Origin of the sequence: Photobacterium makurazakiensis, from assembly GCF_050336715.1 — a bacterium.
Taxonomy (GTDB): domain Bacteria; phylum Pseudomonadota; class Gammaproteobacteria; order Enterobacterales; family Vibrionaceae; genus Photobacterium; species Photobacterium makurazakiensis.
This window is the reverse complement of the sequence record NZ_JAKJSJ010000033.1, coordinates 1-26,324: the sequence shown is the minus strand read 5'-3', so window position 1 is coordinate 26,324 and position 26,324 is coordinate 1. Positions and strand designations below refer to the sequence as shown.

The 26,324-nt window shown below is 46.3% G+C and carries 23 protein-coding genes; 6 read left to right on the top strand and 17 right to left on the bottom strand.

The features are described from left to right. Positions 1-38: 38 nt before the first annotated feature. Positions 39-320 carry a pyrimidine/purine nucleoside phosphorylase gene (gene ppnP / locus L4D09_RS15615; protein WP_428458442.1) on the bottom strand — a complete coding sequence of 94 codons (282 nt, stop codon included), beginning with the start codon at positions 318-320 and terminating at the stop codon, positions 39-41. A 206-nt stretch (positions 321-526) separates the two neighbouring features. After that, the gene (gene zntR / locus L4D09_RS15610) at positions 527-1,000 is read right to left on the bottom strand and encodes a Zn(2+)-responsive transcriptional regulator (RefSeq protein WP_428458441.1); all 474 of its coding nucleotides are present in this window, start codon (positions 998-1,000) and stop codon (positions 527-529) included. Positions 1,001-1,198: 198 nt separating this feature from the next. On the opposite strand from zntR, the gene purH reads away from it, so the two are divergent. Together purH and purD are read left to right on the top strand one after the other, a co-directional pair. Beyond that, positions 1,199-2,791 carry a bifunctional phosphoribosylaminoimidazolecarboxamide formyltransferase/IMP cyclohydrolase gene (gene purH, locus L4D09_RS15605; RefSeq protein WP_428458440.1) on the top strand — a complete coding sequence of 531 codons (1,593 nt, stop codon included), beginning with the start codon at positions 1,199-1,201 and terminating at the stop codon, positions 2,789-2,791. 209 nt (positions 2,792-3,000) lie between these two features. Further along, positions 3,001-4,290 (top strand): phosphoribosylamine--glycine ligase, encoded by a 1,290-nt coding sequence (purD, locus tag L4D09_RS15600; RefSeq protein ID WP_428458439.1) that lies wholly within the window; start codon positions 3,001-3,003, stop codon positions 4,288-4,290. Positions 4,291-4,392: 102 nt separating this feature from the next. On the opposite strand, the gene L4D09_RS15595 is transcribed toward purD, so the two are convergent. Together L4D09_RS15595 and hupA are read right to left on the bottom strand one after the other, a co-directional pair. After that, positions 4,393-5,091 carry a DUF1481 domain-containing protein gene (locus L4D09_RS15595; RefSeq protein WP_428458438.1) on the bottom strand — a complete coding sequence of 233 codons (699 nt, stop codon included), beginning with the start codon at positions 5,089-5,091 and terminating at the stop codon, positions 4,393-4,395. A 41-nt stretch (positions 5,092-5,132) separates the two neighbouring features. Beyond that, positions 5,133-5,405, bottom strand: coding sequence for a nucleoid-associated protein HU-alpha (hupA, locus tag L4D09_RS15590; protein WP_428458437.1), 273 nt, complete (start codon positions 5,403-5,405; stop codon positions 5,133-5,135). 229 nt (positions 5,406-5,634) lie between these two features. Here hupA and L4D09_RS15585 point away from each other — a divergent pair, with 229 nt between their 5' ends. After that, the gene (locus tag L4D09_RS15585) at positions 5,635-6,690 is read left to right on the top strand and encodes a CNNM domain-containing protein (protein ID WP_428458436.1); all 1,056 of its coding nucleotides are present in this window, start codon (positions 5,635-5,637) and stop codon (positions 6,688-6,690) included. A gap of 62 nt (positions 6,691-6,752) precedes the next feature. Here L4D09_RS15585 and brnQ read toward each other — a convergent pair whose 3' ends face one another. Further along, positions 6,753-8,069, bottom strand: a complete 1,317-nt coding sequence (brnQ, locus tag L4D09_RS15580; protein WP_428458435.1) for a branched-chain amino acid transport system II carrier protein — start codon at positions 8,067-8,069, stop codon at positions 6,753-6,755. Between the two features lie 475 nt (positions 8,070-8,544). Beyond that, positions 8,545-9,132: a YjaG family protein gene (locus L4D09_RS15575; protein WP_428458434.1), complete on the bottom strand. Its 588-nt coding sequence runs from the start codon at positions 9,130-9,132 to the stop codon at positions 8,545-8,547. 101 nt (positions 9,133-9,233) lie between these two features. Here L4D09_RS15575 and L4D09_RS15570 point away from each other — a divergent pair, with 101 nt between their 5' ends. Further along, on the top strand, positions 9,234-10,145 hold the full coding sequence (locus L4D09_RS15570) for a D-2-hydroxyacid dehydrogenase (protein ID WP_428458433.1): 912 nt from the start codon (positions 9,234-9,236) through the stop codon (positions 10,143-10,145). Positions 10,146-10,159: 14 nt separating this feature from the next. After that, positions 10,160-10,750 (top strand): uracil-DNA glycosylase family protein, encoded by a 591-nt coding sequence (locus L4D09_RS15565; protein WP_428458432.1) that lies wholly within the window; start codon positions 10,160-10,162, stop codon positions 10,748-10,750. A gap of 78 nt (positions 10,751-10,828) precedes the next feature. On the opposite strand, the gene hemE is transcribed toward L4D09_RS15565, so the two are convergent. Together hemE and nudC are read right to left on the bottom strand one after the other, a co-directional pair. After that, positions 10,829-11,896, bottom strand: coding sequence for a uroporphyrinogen decarboxylase (gene hemE, locus L4D09_RS15560; protein WP_428458431.1), 1,068 nt, complete (start codon positions 11,894-11,896; stop codon positions 10,829-10,831). 229 nt (positions 11,897-12,125) lie between these two features. Next, positions 12,126-12,893: an NAD(+) diphosphatase gene (gene nudC, locus L4D09_RS15555; RefSeq protein WP_428458430.1), complete on the bottom strand. Its 768-nt coding sequence runs from the start codon at positions 12,891-12,893 to the stop codon at positions 12,126-12,128. 190 nt (positions 12,894-13,083) lie between these two features. Between nudC and rsd the strand changes: the two genes are divergently transcribed. Continuing rightward, a complete protein-coding gene (gene rsd / locus L4D09_RS15550; RefSeq protein ID WP_428458429.1) occupies positions 13,084-13,566 on the top strand; it encodes a sigma D regulator in 483 nt (160 codons plus the stop codon). A 222-nt stretch (positions 13,567-13,788) separates the two neighbouring features. Here rsd and rpoC read toward each other — a convergent pair whose 3' ends face one another. The 9 genes from rpoC to L4D09_RS15505 all read right to left on the bottom strand — a co-directional run. Beyond that, positions 13,789-18,003 carry a DNA-directed RNA polymerase subunit beta' gene (gene rpoC, locus L4D09_RS15545; RefSeq protein ID WP_428458428.1) on the bottom strand — a complete coding sequence of 1,405 codons (4,215 nt, stop codon included), beginning with the start codon at positions 18,001-18,003 and terminating at the stop codon, positions 13,789-13,791. 96 nt (positions 18,004-18,099) lie between these two features. Continuing rightward, a complete protein-coding gene (gene rpoB / locus L4D09_RS15540) occupies positions 18,100-22,125 on the bottom strand; it encodes a DNA-directed RNA polymerase subunit beta (RefSeq protein WP_428458427.1) in 4,026 nt (1,341 codons plus the stop codon). Between the two features lie 222 nt (positions 22,126-22,347). Further along, entirely contained in the window at positions 22,348-22,713 is a 366-nt protein-coding gene (gene rplL, locus L4D09_RS15535; RefSeq protein ID WP_428458426.1) for a 50S ribosomal protein L7/L12, read from the bottom strand. A gap of 60 nt (positions 22,714-22,773) precedes the next feature. Next, positions 22,774-23,268 (bottom strand): 50S ribosomal protein L10, encoded by a 495-nt coding sequence (gene rplJ / locus L4D09_RS15530; RefSeq protein ID WP_428458425.1) that lies wholly within the window; start codon positions 23,266-23,268, stop codon positions 22,774-22,776. 248 nt (positions 23,269-23,516) lie between these two features. After that, positions 23,517-24,221, bottom strand: a complete 705-nt coding sequence (rplA, locus tag L4D09_RS15525; protein ID WP_428458424.1) for a 50S ribosomal protein L1 — start codon at positions 24,219-24,221, stop codon at positions 23,517-23,519. Between the two features lie 4 nt (positions 24,222-24,225). Further along, a complete protein-coding gene (gene rplK / locus L4D09_RS15520; protein ID WP_107350964.1) occupies positions 24,226-24,654 on the bottom strand; it encodes a 50S ribosomal protein L11 in 429 nt (142 codons plus the stop codon). 123 nt (positions 24,655-24,777) lie between these two features. Beyond that, positions 24,778-25,323: a transcription termination/antitermination protein NusG gene (nusG, locus tag L4D09_RS15515; protein ID WP_428458423.1), complete on the bottom strand. Its 546-nt coding sequence runs from the start codon at positions 25,321-25,323 to the stop codon at positions 24,778-24,780. An 11-nt stretch (positions 25,324-25,334) separates the two neighbouring features. Continuing rightward, positions 25,335-25,712: a preprotein translocase subunit SecE gene (gene secE, locus L4D09_RS15510; protein ID WP_428458422.1), complete on the bottom strand. Its 378-nt coding sequence runs from the start codon at positions 25,710-25,712 to the stop codon at positions 25,335-25,337. A gap of 217 nt (positions 25,713-25,929) precedes the next feature. Further along, positions 25,930-26,324: EF-Tu C-terminal domain-related protein (locus L4D09_RS15505; protein WP_489686000.1), on the bottom strand; the 395-nt coding region annotated here is incomplete at its 5' end.

The window sequence follows — 26,324 nt, the reverse complement described above, 5'->3', positions numbered from 1 at the left end:
TTCGCTAATGCGAAGCTTTTTTATGGCAAAGTCCGGAATTACAAGTAGTCGCACAGATAAGCGGTTGTTTCCTTAACCTTCACCTCAAACGATGAATCACCCGGTACTTCAAAATCGTCACCAGCACCATAGGTTTCCCAATCAATATGACCAGGTAGTTTCACCGTCAGCTCACCTTTTACCACCGTCATACGCTCAGGGGCAGCTGTGCCGAAGGTATATTCACCCGGTGCCATTACACCCACGCTGGTACGTTCGCCTGAGGTTTCAAAGCCGATTGATTTTACTTGGCTATCAAAGTATTCATTCACTTTAAGCATGATTATCCTTATCAATAACAACGTGATACTTCGAAACTACCATAACTATTTAGCTTTCCCTAGTGAAAAGCATCCCGCTTTGTCTCATTTCTAAAGACCAGAATGCCGACACCCAATAGACACTCATGGAGCAGGGTTAAAAGCACTAAGTAGCACCTATTTCATCGATGCTATATACCTAAAGGGTATGCGGGAGGCTCATCGGTTTATGCTTTACTCTCTTTGCAGCGTCCAGAACAGCATTGGGCTCCAGAGGCCTCATGCTCTGAATGGCTATCTTGCTCTCCTAACGCTTCGAGAATAGAGCAGTGACTGGCATTGTCATCGGCATGGCCACAGCAGGCATCATTGATTTTTTTCAACGCATCACGAATGCGTTGCAACTCCGCCATTTTCATGTCGACTTCCACCAATTTAGCTTGGGTTATGGCCTTAACCTCTGCGCAACTATGCTGGCTCGCTTCTAATCGTATATCTAATAGCTCACGAATTTCATCAAGGCTTAAACCAACCGCCTTTGCACGGATGATAAATTTAATCCGCGATAGATCATCCTCACTGTAGAGCCGATAACCACTATCACTGCGTCCCGCAGGCACGAGTAAGCCATTTTTTTCGTAAAAACGTAGGGTATCGCTGCTTACGTCACACCGTTTTGCCAGTTGCCCTATTAAATACATATCGACCTTTCTTTTTCGATGGCACAAACAAAAGCAAACGTTTGCGCAATGCTGAAATTAATGTAAAATACGTCGCGTAGATCACGATAACGATACACTTTACCCCTCGATTCTAGCCGAGAGTATTTACCAAAATCTAGCCTATTTACGATTGGTTTTTGGCAAATATTCCCCTGTGTATATAAAGAGATGGTTGCAATGGAAAACACTCGTCCTATCCGCCGCGCGCTAATTAGCGTGTCAGACAAAACTGGTATTGTTGAATTCGCACAAGCTCTTGCCGACCGTGGTGTAGATATTCTATCTACCGGTGGCACAGCTCGCCTACTTGCTGAAAAAGGCATCTCTGTTACAGAAGTATCTGACTACACTGGCTTCCCTGAAATGATGGATGGCCGAGTTAAAACGTTGCACCCTAAAGTTCATGGTGGTGTTCTAGGCCGTCGCGGTCAAGATGATGGCATCATGGAGCAGCACGGTATCAACCCAATTGATATCGTTGTCGTAAACCTATACCCATTCGCTGAAACCGTAGCAAAAGAAGGCTGCACACTTGCTGACGCTGTTGAGAACATCGATATCGGTGGTCCAACAATGGTTCGCTCTGCAGCGAAAAACCACAAAGACGTCACTATCGTGGTAAACGCGCACGACTACGACCGCGTTGTTGCTGAAATGGATGCTAACGACAAGTCTGTCACGCTGGAAACACGTTTCGACCTAGCGATTGCTGCATTTGAGCATACCGCAGCATACGACGGCATGATCGCAAACTACTTCGGCACAATGGTTCCAAGCTACGGCGAGAACAAAGAAGGTGATGAGGAAAGCAAATTCCCTCGCACATTCAACCAACAGTTCGAAAAGAAGCAAGACATGCGCTACGGTGAGAACAGCCACCAAGCTGCCGCATTCTATGTGGAAGCAAACCCTGAAGAAGCATCAGTATCTACTGCTCGCCAAATTCAAGGTAAAGCACTGTCTTACAACAACATCGCTGATACCGATGCAGCACTTGAGTGTGTGAAAGAGTTCAATGAGCCAGCATGTGTGATCGTTAAGCACGCAAACCCATGTGGCGTTGCACTAGGTGGAGACATCCTAGAAGCCTACGACCGCGCTTTCAAAACCGACCCAACGTCAGCATTTGGCGGCATCATCGCATTCAACCGCGAATTAGATGCAGCAACAGCAACAGCAATTACGGAACGTCAATTTGTTGAGGTTATCATTGCACCTTCTGTTTCCGCTGAGGCCGTTGAAATCGTTGCCGCTAAGAAAAACCTTCGTCTACTTGAGTGTGGCGAATGGTCAGCGAAGACAACAGGCTTTGATGTTAAACGCGTTAACGGCGGCCTACTAGTTCAAGATCGTGACCAAGGCATGGTTTCTGCTGACGACTTGAAAGTAGTATCTAAGCGTCAACCAACAGAAGAAGAGCTGAAAGATGCACTATTCTGCTGGAAAGTAGCAAAATACGTTAAATCAAACGCAATTGTTTACTCTAAGGGTGACATGACTATCGGCGTGGGTGCAGGCCAAATGAGCCGCGTTTACTCGGCGAAAATCGCTGGGATCAAAGCCGCTGACGAAGGTCTACAAGTTGAAGGTTGTGTAATGGCATCGGATGCTTTCTTCCCATTCCGCGACGGTATTGATGCCGCAGCAGAAGCTGGCATTAAGTGTGTTATCCAGCCTGGTGGCTCGATGCGCGACCAAGAAGTGATTGATGCAGCCGACGAACACGGCATGGCAATGATCTTCACCGGTATGCGTCACTTCCGCCACTAATCAAGACTGGCTCTGGTGAAACCAGAGCCTTATTCGATTTTAAGAACACGGAATGTTGTGGCTTTAGCTCTGCAACGTCACTTAAAAATTTTAATTTTAGAGCAAAGCCAGATTATCTAATTCAAGGAACGCACTCGGAGCTTATGGATATAAGTGAGAATGCGTGACACAGAAGTAGACAATATGGCGAAGCTATCAAAGGTAAAATGATGGATGTATTGATTATTGGTGCTGGCGGCCGTGAACATGCACTTGGTTGGAAAGCAGCACAAAACCCAAACGTTGAAACTGTATTTGTAGCCCCAGGTAACGCAGGGACTGCACTTGAGCCTAAGCTTGAAAATGTAAACATCGGTGTTGAAGACATCGCTGGTTTGGTTGCATTCGCACAAGAAAAAAAAATTGAACTAACAATCGTTGGCCCTGAAGCACCACTTGTTATTGGTGTTGTAGATGCTTTCCGCGAAGCTGGCCTACCAATCTTTGGTCCAACGCAAGCTGCAGCACAGCTAGAAGGCTCTAAAGCATTCACGAAAGACTTCCTAGCTCGCCACAAGATCCCAACAGGTTCTTACGCGAACTTCACTGAGATTGAACCGGCATTGGCTTACGTTCGTGAGCAAGGTGCTCCAATCGTCGTGAAAGCTGACGGTCTCGCGGCAGGTAAAGGTGTTATCGTAGCAATGACACTTGAAGAAGCCGAAGACGCAATCAAAGACATGCTCGCAGGCAACGCATTTGGCGAAGCAGGCAGTCGCGTGGTTATCGAAGAATTTCTCGAGGGTGAAGAAGCAAGCTTCATCGTAATGGTTGATGGCGCTAGCGTTCTACCAATGGCCACCAGCCAAGATCACAAACGTGTTGGCGACAAAGATACAGGCCCTAACACGGGTGGCATGGGTGCTTACTCTCCAGCCCCTGTTGTAACCCCAGAAATCCATAACCGTATTCTAGAAGAAGTTATCTACCCAACAGTACGCGGTATGGATGCCGAAGGCACGCCTTACACTGGCTTCCTATATGCTGGCCTGATGATCGATGCTGACGGTACGCCGAAAGTAATCGAATACAACTGCCGCTTTGGCGACCCTGAAACGCAGCCTATCATGATGCGTATGGAATCGGATCTTGTTGACCTGTGCCTAATGGCAATCGACAAGAAGCTTGATGAAGCAGAATCTAAGTGGGATCCACGCGCATCTATCGGTGTGGTACTGGCTGCCGGTGGTTACCCAGCAGATTACGCAAAAGGTGACGTGATCTCACTACCTGAAGGCGAAGTTGAAGGGCAAAAGATCTTCCACGCAGGAACTGCAAATAACGAAGCGGGCGATGTTGTGACTAACGGCGGCCGTGTTCTTTGTGCAACAGCACTCGGTAATACGGTATCTGAAGCTCAGGAGCGTGCCTACGCGCTAACTAAGCAAGTTGGCTGGAATGGTATGTTCCATCGCAATGATATCGGCTACCGTGCCATTGAGCGCGAACAAGAGGCATAAACGTTTCATTGTCTGCCTGATCCATAAAAAACGCGCCCATGGCGCGTTTTTTATTTAAAGTCTTGCTGCAGCATGGTTAACGCTCTCGGTACGCCTCAGATATTAATCCAGCAAAGCGGGTGCCCCCAGACAAGCTGCCTGGGTATTATTAAGCATGAGCAGACGACTTGCCGTTAACGCATTGCGGCGAACCTTACCAGTCACCACCATGTACCCTTTTTGTTCAAGCTCATTCAGTTGCTCTACTGAAAAGTCAGGCAGTGCTGGGCTAAATGTCACATCCAGCTTACGATCATCACCACAGCGGTAAAATAGTCCCTGTCGCCAATAGCCTTGAATCAAGGACTGATCGTCTCTGCGCTGTTGTCTCACAACATCAGTTCCTTGCCGAGCTTCGTCAAGCAACTGGTTGAGTTCAGCATTGGTTAACGGGATCACTTCATTCCCTACGCTATAGCGCTGAAACACCGCGCTGCCCCGAGTGTCGTAGCGCACATGTAACACAAAAGGCTTGAGCTCCTGCTCATCGAGAATTTCCCCTTCGCGTTTAATTTCTCGTAATTTACCATCGCGCCAGCGGTAATCAGATTGATAGTGGCCATAATCGCCGGCCATGACGCGCTCAGCAAGCTTTACAGGACGGTTCTGCTGCGAGGTAAACCAATAAAGTGAAGTGGTATCGCCGAGGCTCTGACCGCCAGTATGGGTCAAGATTGGCGTAATGGTGTTTTCAGGAACAGTAGGATTAGAAGCACACCCAGCTAACAGCGAGATGGTAAGAATAGTCAGTAAGCGTTTCATGAAAAACTCCGCCAGATAAGAGATGCCTGGCGGAGTATAGATTATTTCACTGCGTCTTTCAGTGCTTTACCTGATACGAATGCAGGAACATTTGCAGCAGCGATCTGGATTTCTTGACCCGTTTGTGGGTTACGGCCAGTACGTGCAGCGCGGTGGTTCACTTTAAAAGTACCAAAGCCAATTAGTTGAACCTGCTCACCTTCTTTCAGCGCATCAGTAATACCGTCTAGAGTCGACTCTAGTGCAACTTTTGCTTGAGCTTTAGAAAGATCTGCTTTTTCAGCGATCAGGTCAATCAGTTGGGTCTTGTTCATTCGTTTTCCCTTCTAAGGTTTTTCTTTATAGACGCATCAACTCTAATTCAAAAGAAGCCCGTGTGGCAAAGGTTTGTCGGCAATCATGTGCTTAGGTGAGGACTCTTTAACCATAAACTGAGCGCAAGTTCACAAAATGTTACTAATATCACAGATGAAATAGTTGTATTTATTCGCTCGCTCCCCGATTAATATAGCTGGAATCCCGTTAACAGCTAATAAGGTAAGCATGATACTCCTTACGATTTACATCGCCGTGGCGATTGGTGTTTCGTTTATTTGTTCGGTTCTTGAAGCCGTACTACTTAGTATTTCCCCAAGCTACATTGGCACTTTGCGCCAACAAGAACATCCAGCTGCACCGCGTCTCGCAGCCCTAAAAGAGAATATCGACCGCCCATTGGCTTCGATCCTAACGCTAAATACTGTTGCGCATACTGTCGGAGCTGCGACTGCCGGTGCCCAAGCCGCTGTTGTTTTCGGTAGTCAATGGCTCGGGGTTTTCTCCGGTGTGCTGACTATCGCGATTTTGTTGTTCTCTGAAATTATCCCCAAAACCATTGGCGCGACCTACTGGCGACAACTTGCACCAGCCTCAGCATCACTGCTCCGCTGGATGGTTTGGGCGCTAACACCGTTTGTTTGGGTGTCAGAGCAAATAACCCGCCGACTATCACGTGGCCATCAAGCCCCTAAATTGCGCGATGAGCTCTCTGCGATGGCAATGTTGGCGATAGAGTCCGGTGAACTGGCTGAAGGTGAATCAAAAATCATGACGAACCTGCTACAGTTCCGTGATGTCAGCGTGACCAAGATCATGACACCTCGCCCAGTATTGTTCCGTATCGAAGCCGAGCAGCCAATCAACGAGTTTCTGTCAGCACACAAAGACAGTCCGTTTTCGCGCCCGCTGGTATATAGCGAGCAAAAAGACAATATACTTGGCTTTGTTCACCGCCTTGAACTGTTTGCCGAAAGCCAAGCAGGTCGTGGTCAACAGGAATTAGGGACATTGATGCGCCCATTGCCTGTGATCATGAACACATCAAGCGTACCAAAAGCTTTCGAGCAACTCATGAAAGAGCGCTCACAGCTAATTTTGGTGGTTGATGAATATGGCACAGTACAAGGTTTGGTAACGATGGAAGACATCTTTGAAAGCCTAGTTGGCGAAGAGATTGTCGATGAGGCCGATAAAAATACCGACATGCAGCAGCTGGCGTTCCAACGCTGGGAGGCTTGGAAAAAAACGCATGGCGTCATCGAGAGCAAAGACGACGAATAATTTTTATCGTTAAATCAATTCATATCATAAAGGGGCGCTTCGCCCCTTTTTTATTAAATCACTCAGTCACTGATGATGGCATTACAAGAAGAAGCATTACGCCCAACGAGGATCGAGTGCATTAACCCTAACCCTATCGCAATAACCGTTGGGATAACCCATCCAGCAAATTCGTTATACAGCGGTAGATAAGAGGCATAAAAGTCATTCATTTCTGTCGGCATGTACCCTAGGATATGTACCGCATCCATCGCGCCAAATACCGTCGCAACCAGCATTACCCCAAGCACCGCGCGAGATGAAATGTGTTTTTGTAATGGGGCTATCAATAAAAGCGCGATCGCAATTGGATGAAGGGCAACAACCACTGGCAATGTGATAGCTAGCAACTGCTCCAGCCCCAGATTTGCGATAATCCCCGCGATTAGCATCGTCAGCCAAACACTTTTACGGTAAGTCACTGCTGAAAATGTGCGACTATAGAATTCACTGCCAGCTGTAGTCACCCCGATTGACGTGGTCAAACACGCCAATAGCATGACACTTCCCAACAACAGCGTACCAAACACTCCAAAATGAAAAGTGGTAAATGCCGTTAGTATTTCCCCACCATTAGAAAAATCGGCCCCTAAATTGGCACTCGTCACACCAATGTAAGCTAAAACGATATAGACCAATGCCATGCCGACAGCATATATCATCGCCGCGATTAAGGTGTATTTAGCGGTCGCTTTCGGGCATTTAACCCCCATACTTTCTATAGCTCGAAAGATTACCCAACCAAAGCCAATGGAACCCAAAGCATCCATTGTCATGTAGCCTTGGGTTAGCCCTTCCGCCATGGCACCATTGATATAAGCACCTTTGACTTCTAACACCTCCCCGCCAGGAAACATGAAAGCAAAAATCGCCATGATGGTTAATATCACCAGTAGTGCTGGTGTCAGCCATTTCCCTAAGCTGTTAACCAATTTACCGGGGTACAGCGAAAACCCTACCGTCATTAAGCAAAAAGCCAGCGTAAATGGCAACAAGGCGCTATCACCTAAAAATGGGGCAAAGCTAAACTGATAAGCAACAGTGATCGCACGGGGGATCACAAAGGCAGGGCCAATAACAATGAAAACTAATACCCAAAAGCTGGTCGCTAATGATTGAGGTAACATTGACGTCAGATTATCGGAGCCTTTTACCAGCGCCACCATAACCAAAGCAAAAGCAGGTAACCCGACCCCTGTAAGCAAGAAACCAACCATCCCGCTAAAGACATTACCTCCGGATTGATAGCCAAGAAAAGGTGGAAAAATAAGGTTTCCGGCCCCTAAATACATGGCGAACGTCATGAAGCCCAAAGCGGCGATATTGCGTATGCTTAACATAATATTCCTCGAACAGCATTCAGCTTGGAGGAAACAGAGAGGGGAAAATACAAGGAGATTTAGACCTGTCAGCTTCATCACAAGCTGACAGAAAAAAAGTATGGCCTGTCAGCCCCGAACGAGATTCAGAGAGAGCAGGAGGAGAAGGCTAGACGCAATAGCACATCGGCTATTGGTGTTCGCAATACTATGAGGCTTTAATGTAATCACGCTCATTCCTACTCTAAAACAGGTCAAAAAATACAGAGCCAATTGGCTCTCAACAACACTTGTTATAAACGGACACCGAATAAGAAAACAACCCGCAAAAGAATATAAATATTAAAAACTGACATTAATAATATTATCGATATTTAATTTCAAATTAAAACCAAAAACCGGATTAATTAACTTAACCTAAAAGTAACAAGTACAACGCTTGAAGATATAGCGATAAAAAAAGGAGCCTAAAGGCTCCTCTCTTCATTTCGGTACGTTATAGTTCGATACCAATATTACTCACAGGCTCATCTCGCAACTCTTGGCGTAAGTCTTTAATCAACTCAATATCGCGGCGCTCTGCTTCTTTCAGTGCGCGGAAAATCGCCCACTGCATATCCCACTCAGCGCAAATGGCTTCATTTTCTTTTTGGTTTTCGTTGGTGATCTCAATGCCAGTCTGTGCAAATTCAAGATCTGCAACTGTTTCTGCTGACAAAGAGCTTATCTTTTCTAGGGTTTCAACCATTAAATCACGATCAAGCATCGCATGCAGTAAATCCGCCAGCGCAACGCACGCATCAATCGCAGGGTTAACTGCATAAAGATCATGATCGTCGCTGCTTGGTACTAGCTCTTCTAATTTCTCCAACTGGTTTTCGAAATTAATTTTGGCCGTTTTGACTGTCAGGATTTCCCAGATACTATCCAAAATAGAGCGGTATTTTTGCTCATTGGCAAACTCCGTTTCCTGACAAAAGAACGCATAATTCGGGTACATTCTTTCACAAAGGGAAACCATAAAGGTAATGTGTTGCCATGGTTCTAGTTTTTCTACACGAAGCTGAACAGGATTCTTTAGCATGGAATAGTCTGCAATAGTGGTTTGACCCGGATCTTACTTGTATCCCCCAGCCACTTCAACATGTGAACTAAGGATAAAACCGTCGAGTCAAAGGAAAAAACATGAATAAAGTCTTGGTTGTCTCGCGCCAACAGGCGATCTACGAAAACTTATTAATAAAAGCACAACTGCCAGCGCTTGAACTCACTCAAGATCCTAAACTGGCGTCCATTATTTTAGCCGATCCCCCAAAGATCGTAAGCCAACTTGATCAATACCCTAACTTGCGCTGGCTACAATCAACCTTTGCCGGAATAGATGCCCTCACCCAACCCGGCCTGCGCCAAAATTATGCGCTAACCAATATCAAGGGTTGCTTCGGTCAACTTATCGCCGAATATGTGATTGGAGAGCTCCTTGAGCACAGTCGTCACTTTAGCCATTACCACAAGCAACAAACTCAAATTAACTGGCAACCTAAGCCCTACCGCACCATTGCGGGGCAAACCATGGTGATCCTCGGTACGGGGAGTATCGGAAGCCACTTAGCTCAAGTGGCTGCAGTCATGGGAATGCGTGTTATCGGTGTAAACCGCTCGGGTGGCACTTCATGTACTGCATTTAGTACAACCTACCACCTTGAACAACTCGCAGAAGCACTCAGCCAAGCAGATGTATTGGTTTCAACCCTCCCAGCCACTGATCAGACTGACAATATCCTCAATGCCAGAAGCTTAAGCCATTGCCGCAATACGTTACTGTTCAATGTAGGTCGGGGTAATGCAATCTGTGAGCAAGGGTTAATCGAGGCCATTAACAGTGGTGCTATTCGGCATGCAATTATTGATGTCTTCAAGCAGGAGCCTTTACCGGAGAGCCACCTGTTCTGGCGGCACCCACACATTACGATCACACCACATATCGCCGCAGAAAGCTTTCCAGAGCAGGTAATGACTATCTTCAGTGAAAACTATACCCGCTGGGTGGCTCAACAACCGCTATGCTACCAAATAGACTTTGATCGCGGCTACTAAACCGGAAGGCAACCATGACCCAGCAACAACTTGATAACCTGCTCGATCAAGTTCGCCAGTGCACGATCTGCCAAGATCACCTCCCATTGGGGCCAAGGCCAATCATTCAAGCAGCAAGCAGCGCGAAGCTGATGATTATCGGCCAAGCGCCGGGCACAAAAGTACATGAAACCGGGGTCCCCTGGAATGACCCTAGCGGTGACCGCCTACGCCGCTGGCTCGATTTAGACCGTGAAACATTCTACGATGCCAACCGTATTGCCATTATGCCGATGGGCTTATGTTATCCGGGCAAAGGAAAATCTGGGGATTTACCCCCACGCCCTGAGTGTGCCCCGCAATGGCACCCACAGGTGCTGCCATTGCTGCCCAATATCGGCATGACGCTGGTGATTGGCCAATATGCTCAGCAACGTTACCTAAAAGATAAACCTAAAACTCTGACTGAAACGGTACAAGCGTGGCGGCAGTGGGCACCACATTTTATTCCAATGCCGCACCCATCTCCTCGCAACACCTTATGGCTAAAGAAAAATCCGTGGTTTGAAGAGGATGTAGTGCCTTACATACGCGATTATGTCCACCAGCACTTAAGCCAAGCCTAACCCCATTAAAAAAGCCCACACAGTAAACTGTATGGGCTCTAATCTACTTTGCTAGGCACTTATTGGCCTAACATCATCTTATTTGTGATACGGCTTAGACAACTCATGCACCGCTTCAACAAATACACCTGCATTTTCAGGTGGCACATCAAGATGAATACCGTGGCCGAGGTTGAAGACGTGGCCTGTACCCTCATCACCATAACCTTCAAGAATAGTGGCGACTTCTTGACGAATACGATCAGGTTGAGCGTATAGCATTGATGGATCCATGTTACCTTGCAGGGCAACTTTATCACCGATACGCTTCTTCGCATCCGCGATGTTAATTGTCCAATCCAGACCAACAGCATCACAGCCAGTTGCTGCAATTTGCTCTAACCACATACCACCATTCTTGGTGAATAGGGTCACAGGAACGCGGCGACCATCGTTTTCACGGATCAGAGCGTCAACGATTTTGTGCATGTAACGCAACGAAAACTCATTGTAATCACGCGGTGTCAGCACGCCACCCCAAGTATCAAATACCATCACAGACTGCGCGCCTGCTTTAATTTGGGCATTCAAATACTCAATCACGCTATCAGCTAGCTTATCAAGCAACAAATGCAGCGTCGCAGGCTCTGCATACATCATCTTTTTGATCTTAGTGAACGCCTTAGAGCTACCACCTTCAACCATGTATGTTGCTAGTGTCCATGGGCTACCAGAGAAGCCAATCAGAGGCACTTCGCCTTGTAGATCCTTGCGGATTTGACGAACCGCATTCATTACATACTGCAGTTCACCTTCAGGATCCGGTAAACCGATTTTATCCACATCTGCCTTACAGGTGATTGGACGTTCAAACTTCGGCCCTTCACCAGCTTCGAAATACAGTCCCAATCCCATTGCATCTGGGATAGTCAAAATATCTGAAAATAAGATAGCAGCATCTAACGGGAAGCGGCGTAACGGTTGTAATGTTACTTCGCTCGCTAGTTCAGCATTCTTACACAGCGACATAAAGTCTCCGGCTACACTACGGGTTGCACGGTACTCTGGTAGATATCGACCTGCTTGGCGCATCATCCATACTGGCGTACAGTCTACCGGCTGCTTGAGTAAAGCACGTAGATAGCGGTCATTCTTTAATTCGCTCATTGGGGACTCCATGGATTAATTCTGCGGCGTATTGTATCACTCTCGGCGGACAACAAAAGTGCCCATTTGTTAACCGGATCAAGTTTATAGCAACAATCTTATCACCATAATTGCGGCCACTAGGGCTCTCATGATACAAAATCTGCGCGCTAGTAATAATAACAATAACTTTGCTTCTAGAAAGCAAAATAACTGCACCTTACCCCTCCTTTCGGAGGGTTTTTTTATTCTATTTTTCAGTCATTAATTGTATCGTATGCTCGATAAGATCACGTGCAATGGTACCAGGCGGCGCCAAATCAGGTAGCTGTTCTGCAGATGCCCAAATGGCATCACTTAACTCTTCATAATCAGGTTTTAAATCACCACCATCGTAGTCAGCCAGAAAGCCCATCATTAGGTTCGACGGAAAGGCCCACGGTTGGCTACCAAAGTAACGTATATTGGTAACGGTTATCCCTGTTTCTTCTTGCACTTCCCGGGCAACACACTCTTCCAAGGTTTCACCGGCTTCAACGAAGCCCGCGATGACCGTGTACATACCCGTTTTATGCCGAGGGTGCTGAGCGAGTAAAATTTTATCGCTCTTACGTACAGCCACAATGACACATGGTGACAGCCTTGGATAATGGTGAGTATGGCATTGCCCGCATACCATGGCGGTTTCTTTCTCGCCTAGGAGGCACTCTCCACCACATTGCGCACAATAGCGCTGGCTCTCACGCATATATGAAAGCTGAGTCGCTTTTCCCGCCAAATTAAACAGTTTGCCATCGAGAGACAGCAATTCTCGCTGACTATGAAACCCTTCAGCTGGCATATCTTGTGGCGCATCTAACCAATAAACCGGATGATCTTGATATTCACCAATTTTTAAAGCGTTTGCACTATCTACATGCAATTTTTCGCGAGTGAGCAGCGGAAGTGTATGGTTTTGCAAATATAATGTGCGATTTTTAACTACGCACCAATAAGCTAATTCTTGTTTTTTTAACATCAATGTTACATCCATCCTTGCAGGGTGTCGTTTTTACTGGCAATCTAAACTTAGTAGCGGAAATGAATCCGCGATACCTCACTGAAAAATTCATCAACGAGGTATAATACAAGGTACTCTTATATAAGAGATTGACAGGTATCGTTTTCAGTACCCCTGTCTCGGTACTGTAGATCATGAGGGCATGGTCATGTTAAGCAAATTTGAGCAAGTTCAAAAGCAATGGGGTGGTACAAGTGACGTTATTGATCACTGGCTACTATCACGACAGCAATTACTCATCGATTACTGCAAGTTAGCAGGTCTTCCCCCTTTCGAGCAAAATAATCGACAGCTTCCCACTTCTGCACAACTGCAACTTTTTAGCCAACAATTAGTCGACTATATCTCTGAAGGTCACTTCAAGATCTACGATATGGTCATGGAACGCTGGAATGCGACGGGCTATTCACCAACAGAAGAAATTGCCCAGTTGTATACACAAATCACCCAGACAACTGATCCACTGTTAAATTTTTCAGAGAAATACTGCGACACCAATGAAGGTAATGAGCTCGATCATTTTGATGCTGACTTATCTGGTATTGGTGAGCTTATCGAAATACGTTTCGCGCTTGAAGATAGATTAATTGAATTGATCAGTGAAAGCCTAGCCTGCCCTCCGGGCGCGTAGACTTTCATACAACAGCCCTCCACCAGCCTAGCAATCGTTGGGCTGGCATTTTACATGCCGAATTTCACTCCTCTAAATATTTACTCCCTTCTTTAGTACCTGATTTCTTTTATGCCTTCTGGAAAGGTCTTTACTGCTCCTCACCTTTGTAGACCTACTAGCAGGCAATAAAAAAGGCACCCCGAAGGATGCCTTTTTTTAGCTAACACTAAACAACAATGATTAATCGTCGCTTAGGCCTGCGTTAAGTAGTGCTGCAAGATCTTGCGACGCCTGCTCTGCATCTACCTGAGGTGCTACTGGCTCTAGCTCTGCATCACGATCACGCTGACGTTTCTGGTGGTACGCATAACCGGTACCAGCAGGGATCAGACGACCAACGATAACGTTCTCTTTCAGGCCACGTAATTCATCACGCTTACCAGAAACCGCAGCTTCTGTTAGTACGCGAGTTGTTTCCTGGAACGATGCCGCTGAAATGAACGATTCAGTTGCAAGCGATGCCTTAGTGATACCCAGTAGATCACGCTCGTATGTTGCAATTAGCTTACCTTCAGCTTCAAGCTTACGGTTAGTAATTGTTACGCGAGAGTACTCTAGCTGCTCACCAGGTAAGAACTCAGAGTCACCAGCCGTTACGATAGTAACTTTACGCAGCATCTGACGAATGATTGTCTCGATGTGCTTATCGTTAATCTTAACGCCCTGTAGACGGTAAACTTCCTGAACCTCGTTTACGATGTATTCTGCAACTGCGTGAACACCACGTAGACGCAAGATATCGTGCGGAGCTTCTGGACCATCGGCGATTACATCACCTTTCTCAACCTTCTCACCTTCGAATACGTTCAACTGGCGCCACTTAGGAACCATTTCTTCGTATGCGTTGCCTTCAGAAGGCGTGATGATTAGGCGACGTTTACCTTTAGTCTCTTTACCGAACGAAACCATACCCGTGATTTCAGCAAGAATTGCTGGCTCTTTCGGCTTACGTGCTTCGAACAGGTCAGCAACTCGTGGTAGACCACCGGTGATATCTTTCGTACCGCCAGATGCTTGAGGAATACGTGCTAACGTATCACCAATACCAACCATTGCGCCATCTTCTAGCTGGATGATAGCTTTACCCGGTAGGAAGTATTGTGCAGGTACTTCAGTACCGGCGATCATTACATCATGACCGTTATCATCAACTAGCTTAACTGTTGGACGCATGTCTTTACCCGCACCGGTACGCTCTGCAGCGTCTAGTACAGTGATCATAGACAGACCTGTTAAATCATCAGTTTGACGAGAAACAGTTACGCCATCAATTAGGTCAACAAATTGGATACGACCTGCCACTTCAGTGATGATTGGCATTGTGTGCGGGTCCCAGTTAGCGATAATTTCGCCAGCTTTAACTTCCGCAGCATCACCTTTAGATAGGTGTGAGCCGTATGGCAGTTTGTAGTTTTCTTTAGTACGACCAAACTCATCGATAACGCTCATTTCTGACGCACGAGAAGTGATAACTAGCTTGCCTTCGTTGTTAGTAACAAACTTGGCATTGTGTAGTTTCATCGAACCGTTGTTCTTAACCTGGATGCTGTTTTCAGCAGCAGCTGCAGATGCCGCACCACCAATGTGGAACGTACGCATTGTAAGCTGTGTACCTGGTTCACCGATTGACTGAGCAGCAACAACACCGACTGCTTCACCCGTGTTAATCAAGTGACCACGTGCTAAATCACGACCGTAACAAAGTTTACAACAACCGAAGTCGTTCTCACACGTTACAACCGAGCGTACTTTCACCTGGTCTACAGAGTTCTCTTCCAGGATGTCACACCACTTCTCATCAAGAAGCGTGTTACGTGGAGCAAGAACTTCATCAGTACCTGGCTTAATAACGTCTTCAGCAACAACACGACCAAGAACGCGATCACCTAGTTGCTCTTTAACATCACCACCTTCAACAAGAGGAGTCATGGTGATACCAGCATGCGTACCACAATCGTCCGCAGTAATTACTACGTCCTGTGCTACGTCAACTAGACGACGTGTTAGGTAACCGGAGTTAGCTGTCTTAAGTGCGGTATCCGCAAGACCCTTACGAGCACCGTGAGTAGAGATGAAGTACTGTAGTACGTTCAAACCTTCTTTAAAGTTCGCAGTGATCGGCGTTTCGATGATCGAGCCATCCGGCTTAGCCATCAGACCACGCATACCAGCAAGCTGACGAATCTGTGCCGCAGAACCACGAGCACCAGAATCGGCCATCATGTATACACTGTTGAACGATTTTTGCTGTTCTTCTTCACCGTCACGGTTAATTACGGTTTCAACAGACAGGTTATCCATCATCGCTTTAGCAACCTGCTCATTGGCTGTTGCCCAGATATCGATAACTTTGTTGTAACGTTCACCAGCAGTTACAAGACCAGATTGGAATTGCTCTTGAATTTCTGCAACTTCAGCTTCAGCTTCAGCGATCTTAGTGTATTTCGCTTCTGGCACGACCATATCGTCGATACCAACAGACACACCAGATAGTGCCGCGTAAGCAAAACCTGTGTACATGATTTGGTCAGCAAAGACGACAGTCTCTTTCATACCCAATTCACGGTAACAAGTGTTCAGCAACTTAGAAATCTGCTTCTTGCCTAGCGCTTCAGTGTTCACAAGATCATAAGAAAGACCTTTTGGAACAATCGTCCATAGCATTGCACGGCCAACAGTTGTGTCGATAAGCTTAGTATCAGCAACTAGGTTGCCTTGCTCATCGTAGCGGTGCTCTGTAATACGAACTTTAACGCGAGCATGAAGCTCTGCATTCTTAGTACGGTATGCTTTCTCTGCTTCTGCAGGTCCAGCAAGGTACATGCCTTCACCCTTCGCGTTGATTTTCTCACGCGTCATGTAGTAAAGACCCAATACAACATCCTGAGAAGGAACGATGATTGGATCACCAGACGCTGGCGATAGGATGTTATTGGTAGACATCATCAGTGCACGAGCTTCTAGCTGTGCTTCCAGAGTTAGAGGTACGTGTACCGCCATCTGGTCACCATCGAAGTCGGCGTTATATGCCGCACATACTAGTGGGTGAAGCTGAATTGCTTTACCTTCGATAAGTACTGGTTCAAATGCCTGAATACCTAGACGGTGCAATGTTGGTGCACGGTTAAGCATTACTGGGTGTTCACGAATCACTTCGTCTAGGATATCCCAAACAACAGCTTCTTCGCGTTCTACCATTTTCTTAGCAGCTTTGATCGTTGTCGCAAGACCACGAGTTTCTAGCTTACCGTAGATGAATGGCTTAAATAGCTCTAGTGCCATCTTCTTAGGAAGACCACACTGATGCAGGCGTAGGTATGGACCTACTGTGATAACAGAACGACCTGAGTAGTCTACACGCTTACCAAGAAGGTTCTGACGGAAACGACCTTGCTTACCTTTGATCATATCTGCCAAAGATTTAAGAGGACGCTTATTTGAACCAGTGATAGCGCGGCCACGACGACCGTTATCTAGCAATGCATCAACAGACTCCTGAAGCATACGTTTTTCGTTACGTACGATAATATCAGGAGCAGCCAGATCTAGAAGACGCTTCAGACGGTTGTTACGGTTAATTACGCGACGGTACAGATCATTCAGATCTGAAGTTGCGAAACGACCACCATCTAGCGGTACCAACGGACGTAGATCCGGCGGCAGAACTGGCAATACAGACAGGATCATCCACTCTGGGTTGTTACCTGACTGTAGGAATGCTTCTACAAGCTTAAGGCGCTTGGTTAGTTTCTTACGCTTAGTTTCAGAGTTAGTTTCTTCTAGCTCTTCACGCATAAGTTCGATTTCAGCATTTAGGTCCATATTGGCCAATAATGCTTTAACCGCTTCTGCACCCATCTTCGCGTCGAACTCATCGCCCCACTCTTCAAGTGCATCAAGGTACTGTTCTTCTGACAGTAACTGACTACGCTCAAGGTTGGTCATACCAGGTTCAACGACAACATATGATTCGAAGTAAAGTACACGCTCGATATCACGTAGTGGCATGTCCATTAACAGACCGATACGAGATGGCAGTGACTTAAGGAACCAGATGTGGGCAACAGGTGAAGCTAGTTCGATGTGACCCATACGTTCACGGCGAACTTTGGTCTGAGTAACCTCAACACCACATTTTTCACAGATAACACCACGGTGCTTCAGGCGTTTATATTTGCCACAAAGACATTCGTAGTCTTTTACTGGGCCAAAGATACGTGCACAGAATAGACCGTCACGCTCAGGCTTAAAAGTACGGTAGTTGATGGTTTCTGGTTTTTTAACTTCACCAAAAGACCATGAACGGATCATGTCAGGTGAAGCAAGACCGATTTTGATTGCATCAAATTCTTCAGTCTTGTGTTGTGCTTTCAGAAACTTAAGTAAGTCTTTCACATTTGGCTCCTGTGAGGAGTTGACCCATAAAGGCGCCAGTCTGCTGGCGCCTTCATATTTATACCGGAGTAACTAATAAGGTTGGCAATGCCGTACTTATTCGTCTTCCAGCTCGATGTTGATACCCAACGAGCGGATTTCTTTCAACAATACGTTGAACGATTCCGGCATACCAGGTTCCATACGATGGTCGCCATCGACGATGTTCTTATACATCTTCGTACGGCCGTTAACGTCATCCGACTTAACAGTTAGCATTTCCTGTAGAGTGTAAGCAGCACCATATGCTTCTAGTGCCCATACTTCCATCTCACCGAAACGCTGACCACCGAACTGAGCTTTACCACCCAGCGGCTGCTGAGTAACAAGGCTGTAAGAACCGGTAGAACGGGCATGCATCTTGTCATCAACCAAGTGGTTCAGTTTCAGCATGTACATGTAACCAACGGTTACAGGACGCTCAAACATGTCACCGGTGCGACCGTCAAACAATTTCAACTGACCAGATTCAGGTAGATCACCAAGCTTCAGCAGTTCTTTGATCGATGACTCAGGAGCACCATCAAATACTGGCGTTGCAATTGGTAGACCCGCACGTAAGTTCTGAACTAGAGTGCGAACTTGATCATCAGACAGCTCAGCAATATCTACGTTCTGGCGAGTATCACCAAGATCGTAAACTTTCTGTAGGAAGTTACGGAACTTATGTAACTCCTGCTGTTGCTTAAGCATCTCGTTCAGTTTGTCACCGATACCTTTCGCTGCAAGACCTAAGTGAGTCTCCAGGATCTGACCGATGTTCATACGAGACGGTACACCCAATGGGTTAAGTACGATGTCTACAGTCTGACCTTTTTCATCGTACGGCATGTCTTCAACAGGGTTAATCTTAGAGATTACACCTTTGTTACCGTGACGACCCGCCATCTTATCACCAGGTTGAATACGACGCTTAACAGCTAGGTAAACCTTAACAATTTTAAGGACACCTGGTGCTAGGTCATCACCCTGAGTGATCTTACGACGCTTAGTTTCAAACTTTTTATCAAATTCAGCTTTTAGCTCGTCATACTGCTCAGCAAGCTGTTCCAGTTGATTCTGCAAAGCTTCATCGTCAAGCGTTTGTGCAAACAGTGTTTCGCGGTTCATTGAAGATAGTTTATCTTCGCTGTAACCCGCAGAAAGTAGAAGCGTACGAACACGAGCAAGAAGACCACCCTCAAGGATCTGGAATTCTTCTGTGATATCTTTCTTCGCTTCTTTCAGCTGCATCTCTTCAATTTCAAGAGCACGCTTGTCTTTTTCTACGCCATCACGTGTAAATACTTGCACGTCGATGATCGTACCAGACACAGAGTTTGGTACACGTAGTGAAGAATCTTTAACATCTGATGCTTTTTCACCGAAGATAGCACGTAGTAGCTTCTCTTCAGGAGTCAGCTGAGTTTCACCTTTAGGTGTCACTTTACCAACTAGGATGTCACCACCCTTAACTTCAGCACCGATGTAAACGATACCTGACTCATCCAGCTTAGAAAGTGCCGCTTCACCCACGTTAGGGATATCAGCAGTGATTTCTTCAGCACCTAGCTTCGTATCACGCGCCACACAAGAAAGCTCTTGGATGTGGATAGTTGTCAGGCGATCTTCCTGAACAACGCGTTCTGAAACTAAGATGGAATCCTCAAAGTTGTAACCATTCCAAGGCATGAACGCGATACGCATGTTCTGGCCAAGGGCTAGTTCACCAAGGTCTGTTGAAGGACCATCTGCAAGTACATCGCCACGTGACACAGGTTCGCCAGGCATCACAGTTGGACGCTGGTTGATACATGTGTTCTGGTTAGAACGGGTGTACTTAGTCAGGTTGTAGATGTCGATACCAGCTTCACCTGGTACTAGCTCATCTTCGTTAACTTTGATAACGATACGAGAAGCATCTACTGACTGTACTTGACCGCCACGTTTAGCTACGGCTGTTACACCGGAGTCAACAGCTACGTTACGCTCGATACCTGTACCAACTAACGGCTTATCAGCACGTAGTGTTGGAACAGCCTGACGTTGCATGTTCGCCCCCATTAGGGCACGGTTAGCATCATCGTGCTCTAGGAATGGGATCAGAGATGCCGCCACCGATACAACCTGGTTGGTTGCAACGTCCATGTACTGAACATGGTCACGTGGGTGCAGACCTGAATCACCTTTCTGGCGAGCAGTGATCAGTTCATCCGAGAATGAACCATCGTCATTAAGCGCGGCGTTTGCCTGTGCAATAACATACTGGCCTTCTTCGATAGCAGATAGGTACTCGATATCCTCGGTTACCTTGCCATCAACTACTTTACGGTATGGTGTTTCTAAGAAACCGTAAGGGTTACACTGCGCAAAAGCTGACAGTGAGTTGATTAGACCGATGTTTGGACCTTCAGGTGTTTCGATTGGACATAGACGACCGTAGTGAGTCGCGTGTACATCTCGAACTTCAAAACCTGCACGTTCACGAGTCAGACCACCTGGGCCAAGCGCCGAGATACGACGTTTGTGAGTAACTTCTGACAGTGGGTTATTCTGGTCCATAAACTGAGACAGTTGTGAAGAGCCAAAGAACTCTTTTACTGCCGCAGAAATTGGTTTCGCATTAATTAGGTCTTGAGGCATGATTGCATCAAGATCGCCTAGGCTTAGACGCTCTTTAACAGCACGCTCAACACGAACTAGACCAACGCGGAACTGGTTTTCAGCCATTTCACCAACAGAACGGATACGACGGTTACCAAGGTGGTCGATATCATCAACTTCACCACGGCCGTTACGAATCTCGATCAGTTTCTTCATCACTTCGATAATATCGCTGTGATCAAGAATACCTGCACCCGTTGTTTCTTCACGTAGAAGTGAGCTGTTGAACTTCATACGGCCCACAGCAGATAGATCGTAGCGCTCTTCAGAGAAGAACAAGCTCTCGAACAACTGCTCAGCAGCTTCACGTGTTGGTGGCTCACCAGGACGCATCATGCGGTAGATTTCAACTAACGCACTCAGACGGTCAGTAGTACTGTCGACACGGATGGTGTCAGACATGTACGGACCGTAATCCAAATCATTGGTGAACAAGACTTCAAGAGACTTGTGACCTGCTTGAGAAAGCAGAGCAAGTGCCTCTAGGCTCAATTCTTGGTTCGCAGCTGCAATTAGCTCGCCAGTATCTTCGTTCACGTAATCACGTGCAGCGATTTTACCTACGATATATTCAACAGGCACTTCGATGTGATCAACACCGTCTTTGCCAAGCTGGCGAATATGACGAGCGGTGATACGGCGGCCTTGTTCTACGTACAGTTTACCATTCGCTTCGATGTTGAAACTTGCAGTTTCACCACGTAGGCGTTCAGGTACTAGCTCCATAACCAGAGACTTGCCCTGCACTTCGAAGTTTACTTTATCGAAGAACATGTCAAGGATCTGCTCAGTTGTGTAGCCTAGAGCACGAAGAATAATAGAAGCTGGAAGCTTACGACGACGGTCGATACGTACGAATACGTTATCCTTAGGATCAAATTCGAAATCCAACCATGAACCACGGTATGGGATTACGCGTGCGTTATATAGCACTTTACCTGAGGAGTGGGTTTTACCCTTATCGCTGTCGAAGAAGACACCCGGGCTACGGTGCAGCTGGGATACGATAACCCTCTCGGTACCGTTAATAACGAAAGTACCGTTATCAGTCATGAGCGGAATTTCGCCCATGTAAACTTCTTGTTCTTTGATGTCTTTAACTGTGCCAGCAGGTGCGTCTTTGTCGTACATAACAAGACGAAGCTTTACACGTAGCGGAGCTGAATAAGTTACGCCACGAATTTGACATTCTTTAACATCGAAGACCGGCTCACCGAGACGATAGCTAACGTATTGCAGCTCGGAATTGCCGTTATAGCTCTGAATTGGAAAAACAGAACGAAAGGCAGCTTCTAGACCGTAATGCCCTTCTGGATCCTGCTCGATGAACTTTTTAAAAGACTCAAGCTGGATCGACAGCAAGTATGGTATGTCCAACACTTGTGGACGCTTACCAAAATCCTTACGGATACGCTTTTTCTCGGTATAAGAGTAAACCATAGGTTCCTCAGATCGCTGATAAGTGATCCAAACTGCTCAAAACGAGGAGCAGTGACTAATGACACTGTTTATTGTAGGAACAGCTTTATGAAAAAACTGTTTTTTTGCACGAATAGTGGTCGCAAAACAATGTGAAAAACACCACTACCCTACAGCGCAAAAAGGCCGGTGGCAATTAGCCACCAGCCATTAGCCAATTAAGGCTAAGAAATTAAGTAATTATTACTTAATTTCAACAGAAGCACCAACTTCTTCTAGCTGTGCTTTAAGAGCGTCAGCTTCAGCTTGGTCAACGCCTTCTTTAAGAGCAGAAGGAGCGTTGTCTACAAGAGCTTTAGCTTCTTTAAGACCTAGGCCAGTTGCGCCACGTACAGCTTTGATAACTTGTACTTTCTGTGAACCAGCAGCTGTTAGGATTACGTCAAACTCAGTTTGCTCTTCAGCAGCTTCTGCTGCTGCGCCGCCTGCTACAACTGCAGCTGCAGCAGTAACACCGAATTTTTCTTCCATAGCTTCGATAAGCTCAACAACTTGCATTACAGACATTTCTGCAACTGCGTCTAGGATTTGCTCGTTAGTGATAGACATAACAATTCTCTTTGAAATCAACAATTAATTTAATATAGCGTTCAGATAAAACAGGGACAATTAAGCCGCTGCTTCTTCTTTCTGATCGCGTACAGCTGCGATAGTACGTACCAGCTTGCCAGCTGAAGCTTCTTTCATGCACATCATTAGGCGTGCAATAGCTTCGTCGTAAGTTGGTAGTGTCGCAAGAATTTCTGCGTCAGCAACAGCGCCTTCGAATGCGGCTGCTTTGATCTCGAAATCTTTATTCTCTTTAGCAAAGTCTTTGAAAAGACGTGCTGCAGCACCTGGGTGCTCATTAGAGAAACCGATTAGTGAAGGACCAACGAAAACGTCTTGTAGACATTCGAAATCAGTACCTTCAACTGCACGACGTGCTAGTGTGTTACGAACAACTTTCAGGTAAACGCCGTTTTCACGAGCTTGTTTACGTAGAGAAGTCATCGCACCAACTGCAACGCCACGAGAGTCAGCAACAACTGCAGACAGGGCACCATTGGCAGCTTCGTTGACTTCAGCAACAATTGCTTTTTTGTCTTGAAGATTTAATGCCATTGGAATAGCTCCTGGATTTAGCTGGGTTTCCCCAGTCATTACACCACTCACTGCCAGTATGACAGGAGAGTATTTACGGCGCAGATCCAAGATAGATTTACATCAATCATGTTCTGGCACCGTCTACGTAGGTAAATTAAGCTCTTAAGAGCACCTACGGTCTTGGACGAAGGTTAATTGACGAGCAATTAACCTCAGCCATGAATTTGTGAACGCCAAATTATACACTAAATTGACGTTTCTGCAAATTATTGTGCGTTAGTTTCCAGAGTATTCTGGTCTAGCGCCACACCTGCACCCATAGTGGTAGAGATGCTCACTTTCTTAATGAAGTGACCTTTCGCTGAAGAAGGCTTCGCTTTCTTCAGTGCAACTAGAAGAGACTCAAGGTTCTCTTTAAGTTGTGCAGCATCAAAGTCCACTTTACCGATAGTAGTGTGGATGATGCCGTTTTTGTCGTTACGGTAACGAACCTGACCAGCTTTAGCATTTTTAACTGCTTGAGCAACGTTAGGAGTTACAGTACCAACTTTAGGGTTTGGCATTAGACCGCGAGGACCAAGAATAGTACCAAGCTGACCAACAACACGCATTGCATCTGGAGATGCAACAACAACGTCGAAGTTCATTTCGCCTTTCTTAACTTGCTCAGCAAGATCTTCCATACCCACTAGGTCAGCACCAGCTTCTTTAGCAGCTTCAGCATTTGCACCCTGAGTGAATACCGCAACGCGGATTTCACGGCCAGTACCGTGTGGAAGCACAGTTGCGCCACGAACGTTCTGGTCAGATTTACGTGCATCGATGCCAAGATTAACTGCAACGTCAACACTTTCAGTGAATTTAGCAGTCGCTAATTCTTTTAGAAGAGCAACAGCTTCGTTGATATCGTACTCTTTAGTAACGTCAACTTTGTCACGAATAACGCGCATGCGCTTAGTTAGTTTTGCCATTATCTTAACCCTCTACCACTAGACCCATTGAACGAGCAGTACCAGCAATCGAACGCTTCATAGCTTCGATGTCAGCACCTGTCATGTCCGCAGCTTTAGTTTCTGCGATCTCTTGGATCTGAGCGTCAGTTACAGTACCAACTTTCTCAGTGTTCGGGCGGCCAGAACCAGACTTAACGCCAGCAGCTTTCTTAAGAAGAACAGCAGCAGGTGGAGTCTTAGTAATGAACGTGAAAGAACGGTCATTGTATACTGTGATAACAACTGGAGTCGGTAGACCTTTCTCAATTGAGTCAGTCTTAGCGTTAAACGCCTTACAGAATTCCATGATGTTTACACCATGTTGACCAAGAGCTGGACCAACCGGTGGACTTGGGTTTGCTGCACCAGCTGCAACTTGCAGCTTGATGTAAGCTTCTACTTTTTTAGCCATTGCTATATACCTAAATTTGGGTTCAAACGTCTATTTTCGAAAATAGACTCCCCGTCTAACGAAAGGGCGCGAAATTATAGTCCAATTTCACGCCCCTGACAACACAAGTTGATTACTTATTGATCAACTCTTTTCAACCTGTCCAAACTCCAGTTCGACTGGGGTTGCACGGCCAAAAATAGAGACAGATACTTTAACGCGGCTCTTGTCGTAATCGACTTCTTCCACAACGCCGTTAAAGTCTGCAAACGGTCCATCGGTAACACGTACAACTTCACCTGGTTCAAACATCGTTTTGTGAACAGGTGACTCGCTTGCTTTCTCTAGACGATTAAGAATAGCATCCGCTTCTTTATCCGAGATTGGTGCAGGACGATCTGATGTACCGCCGATGAAACCCATAACACGAGGGATACTACGTACCAAGTGCCATGTTTCATCATTCATTACCATCTGTACTAGCACATAGCCTGGGAAGAACTTACGTTCACTCTTACGGCGCTGGCCTGCACGCACTTCAACAACTTCCTCGGTAGGTACTAGTACCTCATCAAAGTAGTCTTCCATGCTATGCATTTTGATATGCTCACGTAGAGATTGTGCGACACGGCCTTCAAAGCCAGAAAATGCCTGCACTACATACCATCGTTTTTTTGGAGCTTCGCTCATGAACTTTTACCTCACACACCGGTAACTAAGCGGACTAGACGGACCATGATACCGTCAATACCCCACAAGGCTAACGCCATAATGACAGTGACTGCTAATACGATAAAGGTTGTCTGCGTAGCTTCCTGACGAGTAGGCCATACTACCTTGCGGACTTCCATGCGCGATTCGCGTGCAAACGTGATCGCGGTTTTACCTTTTGCTGTAAATGCAGCAAGGCCACCAGCCATTGCCACAAGAGCAACAACCGCAGCAGCACGCAGCACTACAGAAACATCACTGTACAGGTAATTACCAACCACAGCGGCAGCTAGCAAAGCAAAGATAGTGACCCACTTTAGGCCATCCATACTGCTTGAACTGCTTTGGTTTTCGGCATTCGCTTTCATACAACCAACCTGTAACTAGTCTCAATATAGACGAAAATAACCCCGCGTTGGCGAGGCTAATTATGAAGAAAAGCACTAATGCCTTGATTACATGTTAAAAAACTTCATAGTGAAAATGTTTTCTTCTGCATTCTTGAGCAAAAAACACACTACTTCAAGAGATAGCGCAGAAAAAGGGCATCAAATGATGCCCTTTTTGGTACCGTTTCGTCAAATATTATTCAACGATTGTTGCTACAACACCAGCACCAACAGTACGGCCACCTTCACGGATAGCAAAACGTAGACCTTCGTCCATCGCGATAGGTGCGATTAGAGTAACAGTCATAGAGATGTTATCACCAGGCATTACCATTTCTACGCCTTCAGGTAGTTCGATAGTACCTGTTACGTCAGTTGTACGGAAGTAGAACTGTGGACGGTAACCTTTGAAGAAAGGAGTGTGACGACCGCCTTCATCTTTAGAAAGAACATAGATTTCTGAAGTGAAAGTAGTGTGTGGAGTGATTGAACCTGGCTTAGCAAGAACTTGGCCACGCTCAACTTCGTCACGCTTAGTACCACGTAGAAGAACACCAACGTTCTCACCAGCACGGCCTTCGTCAAGAAGCT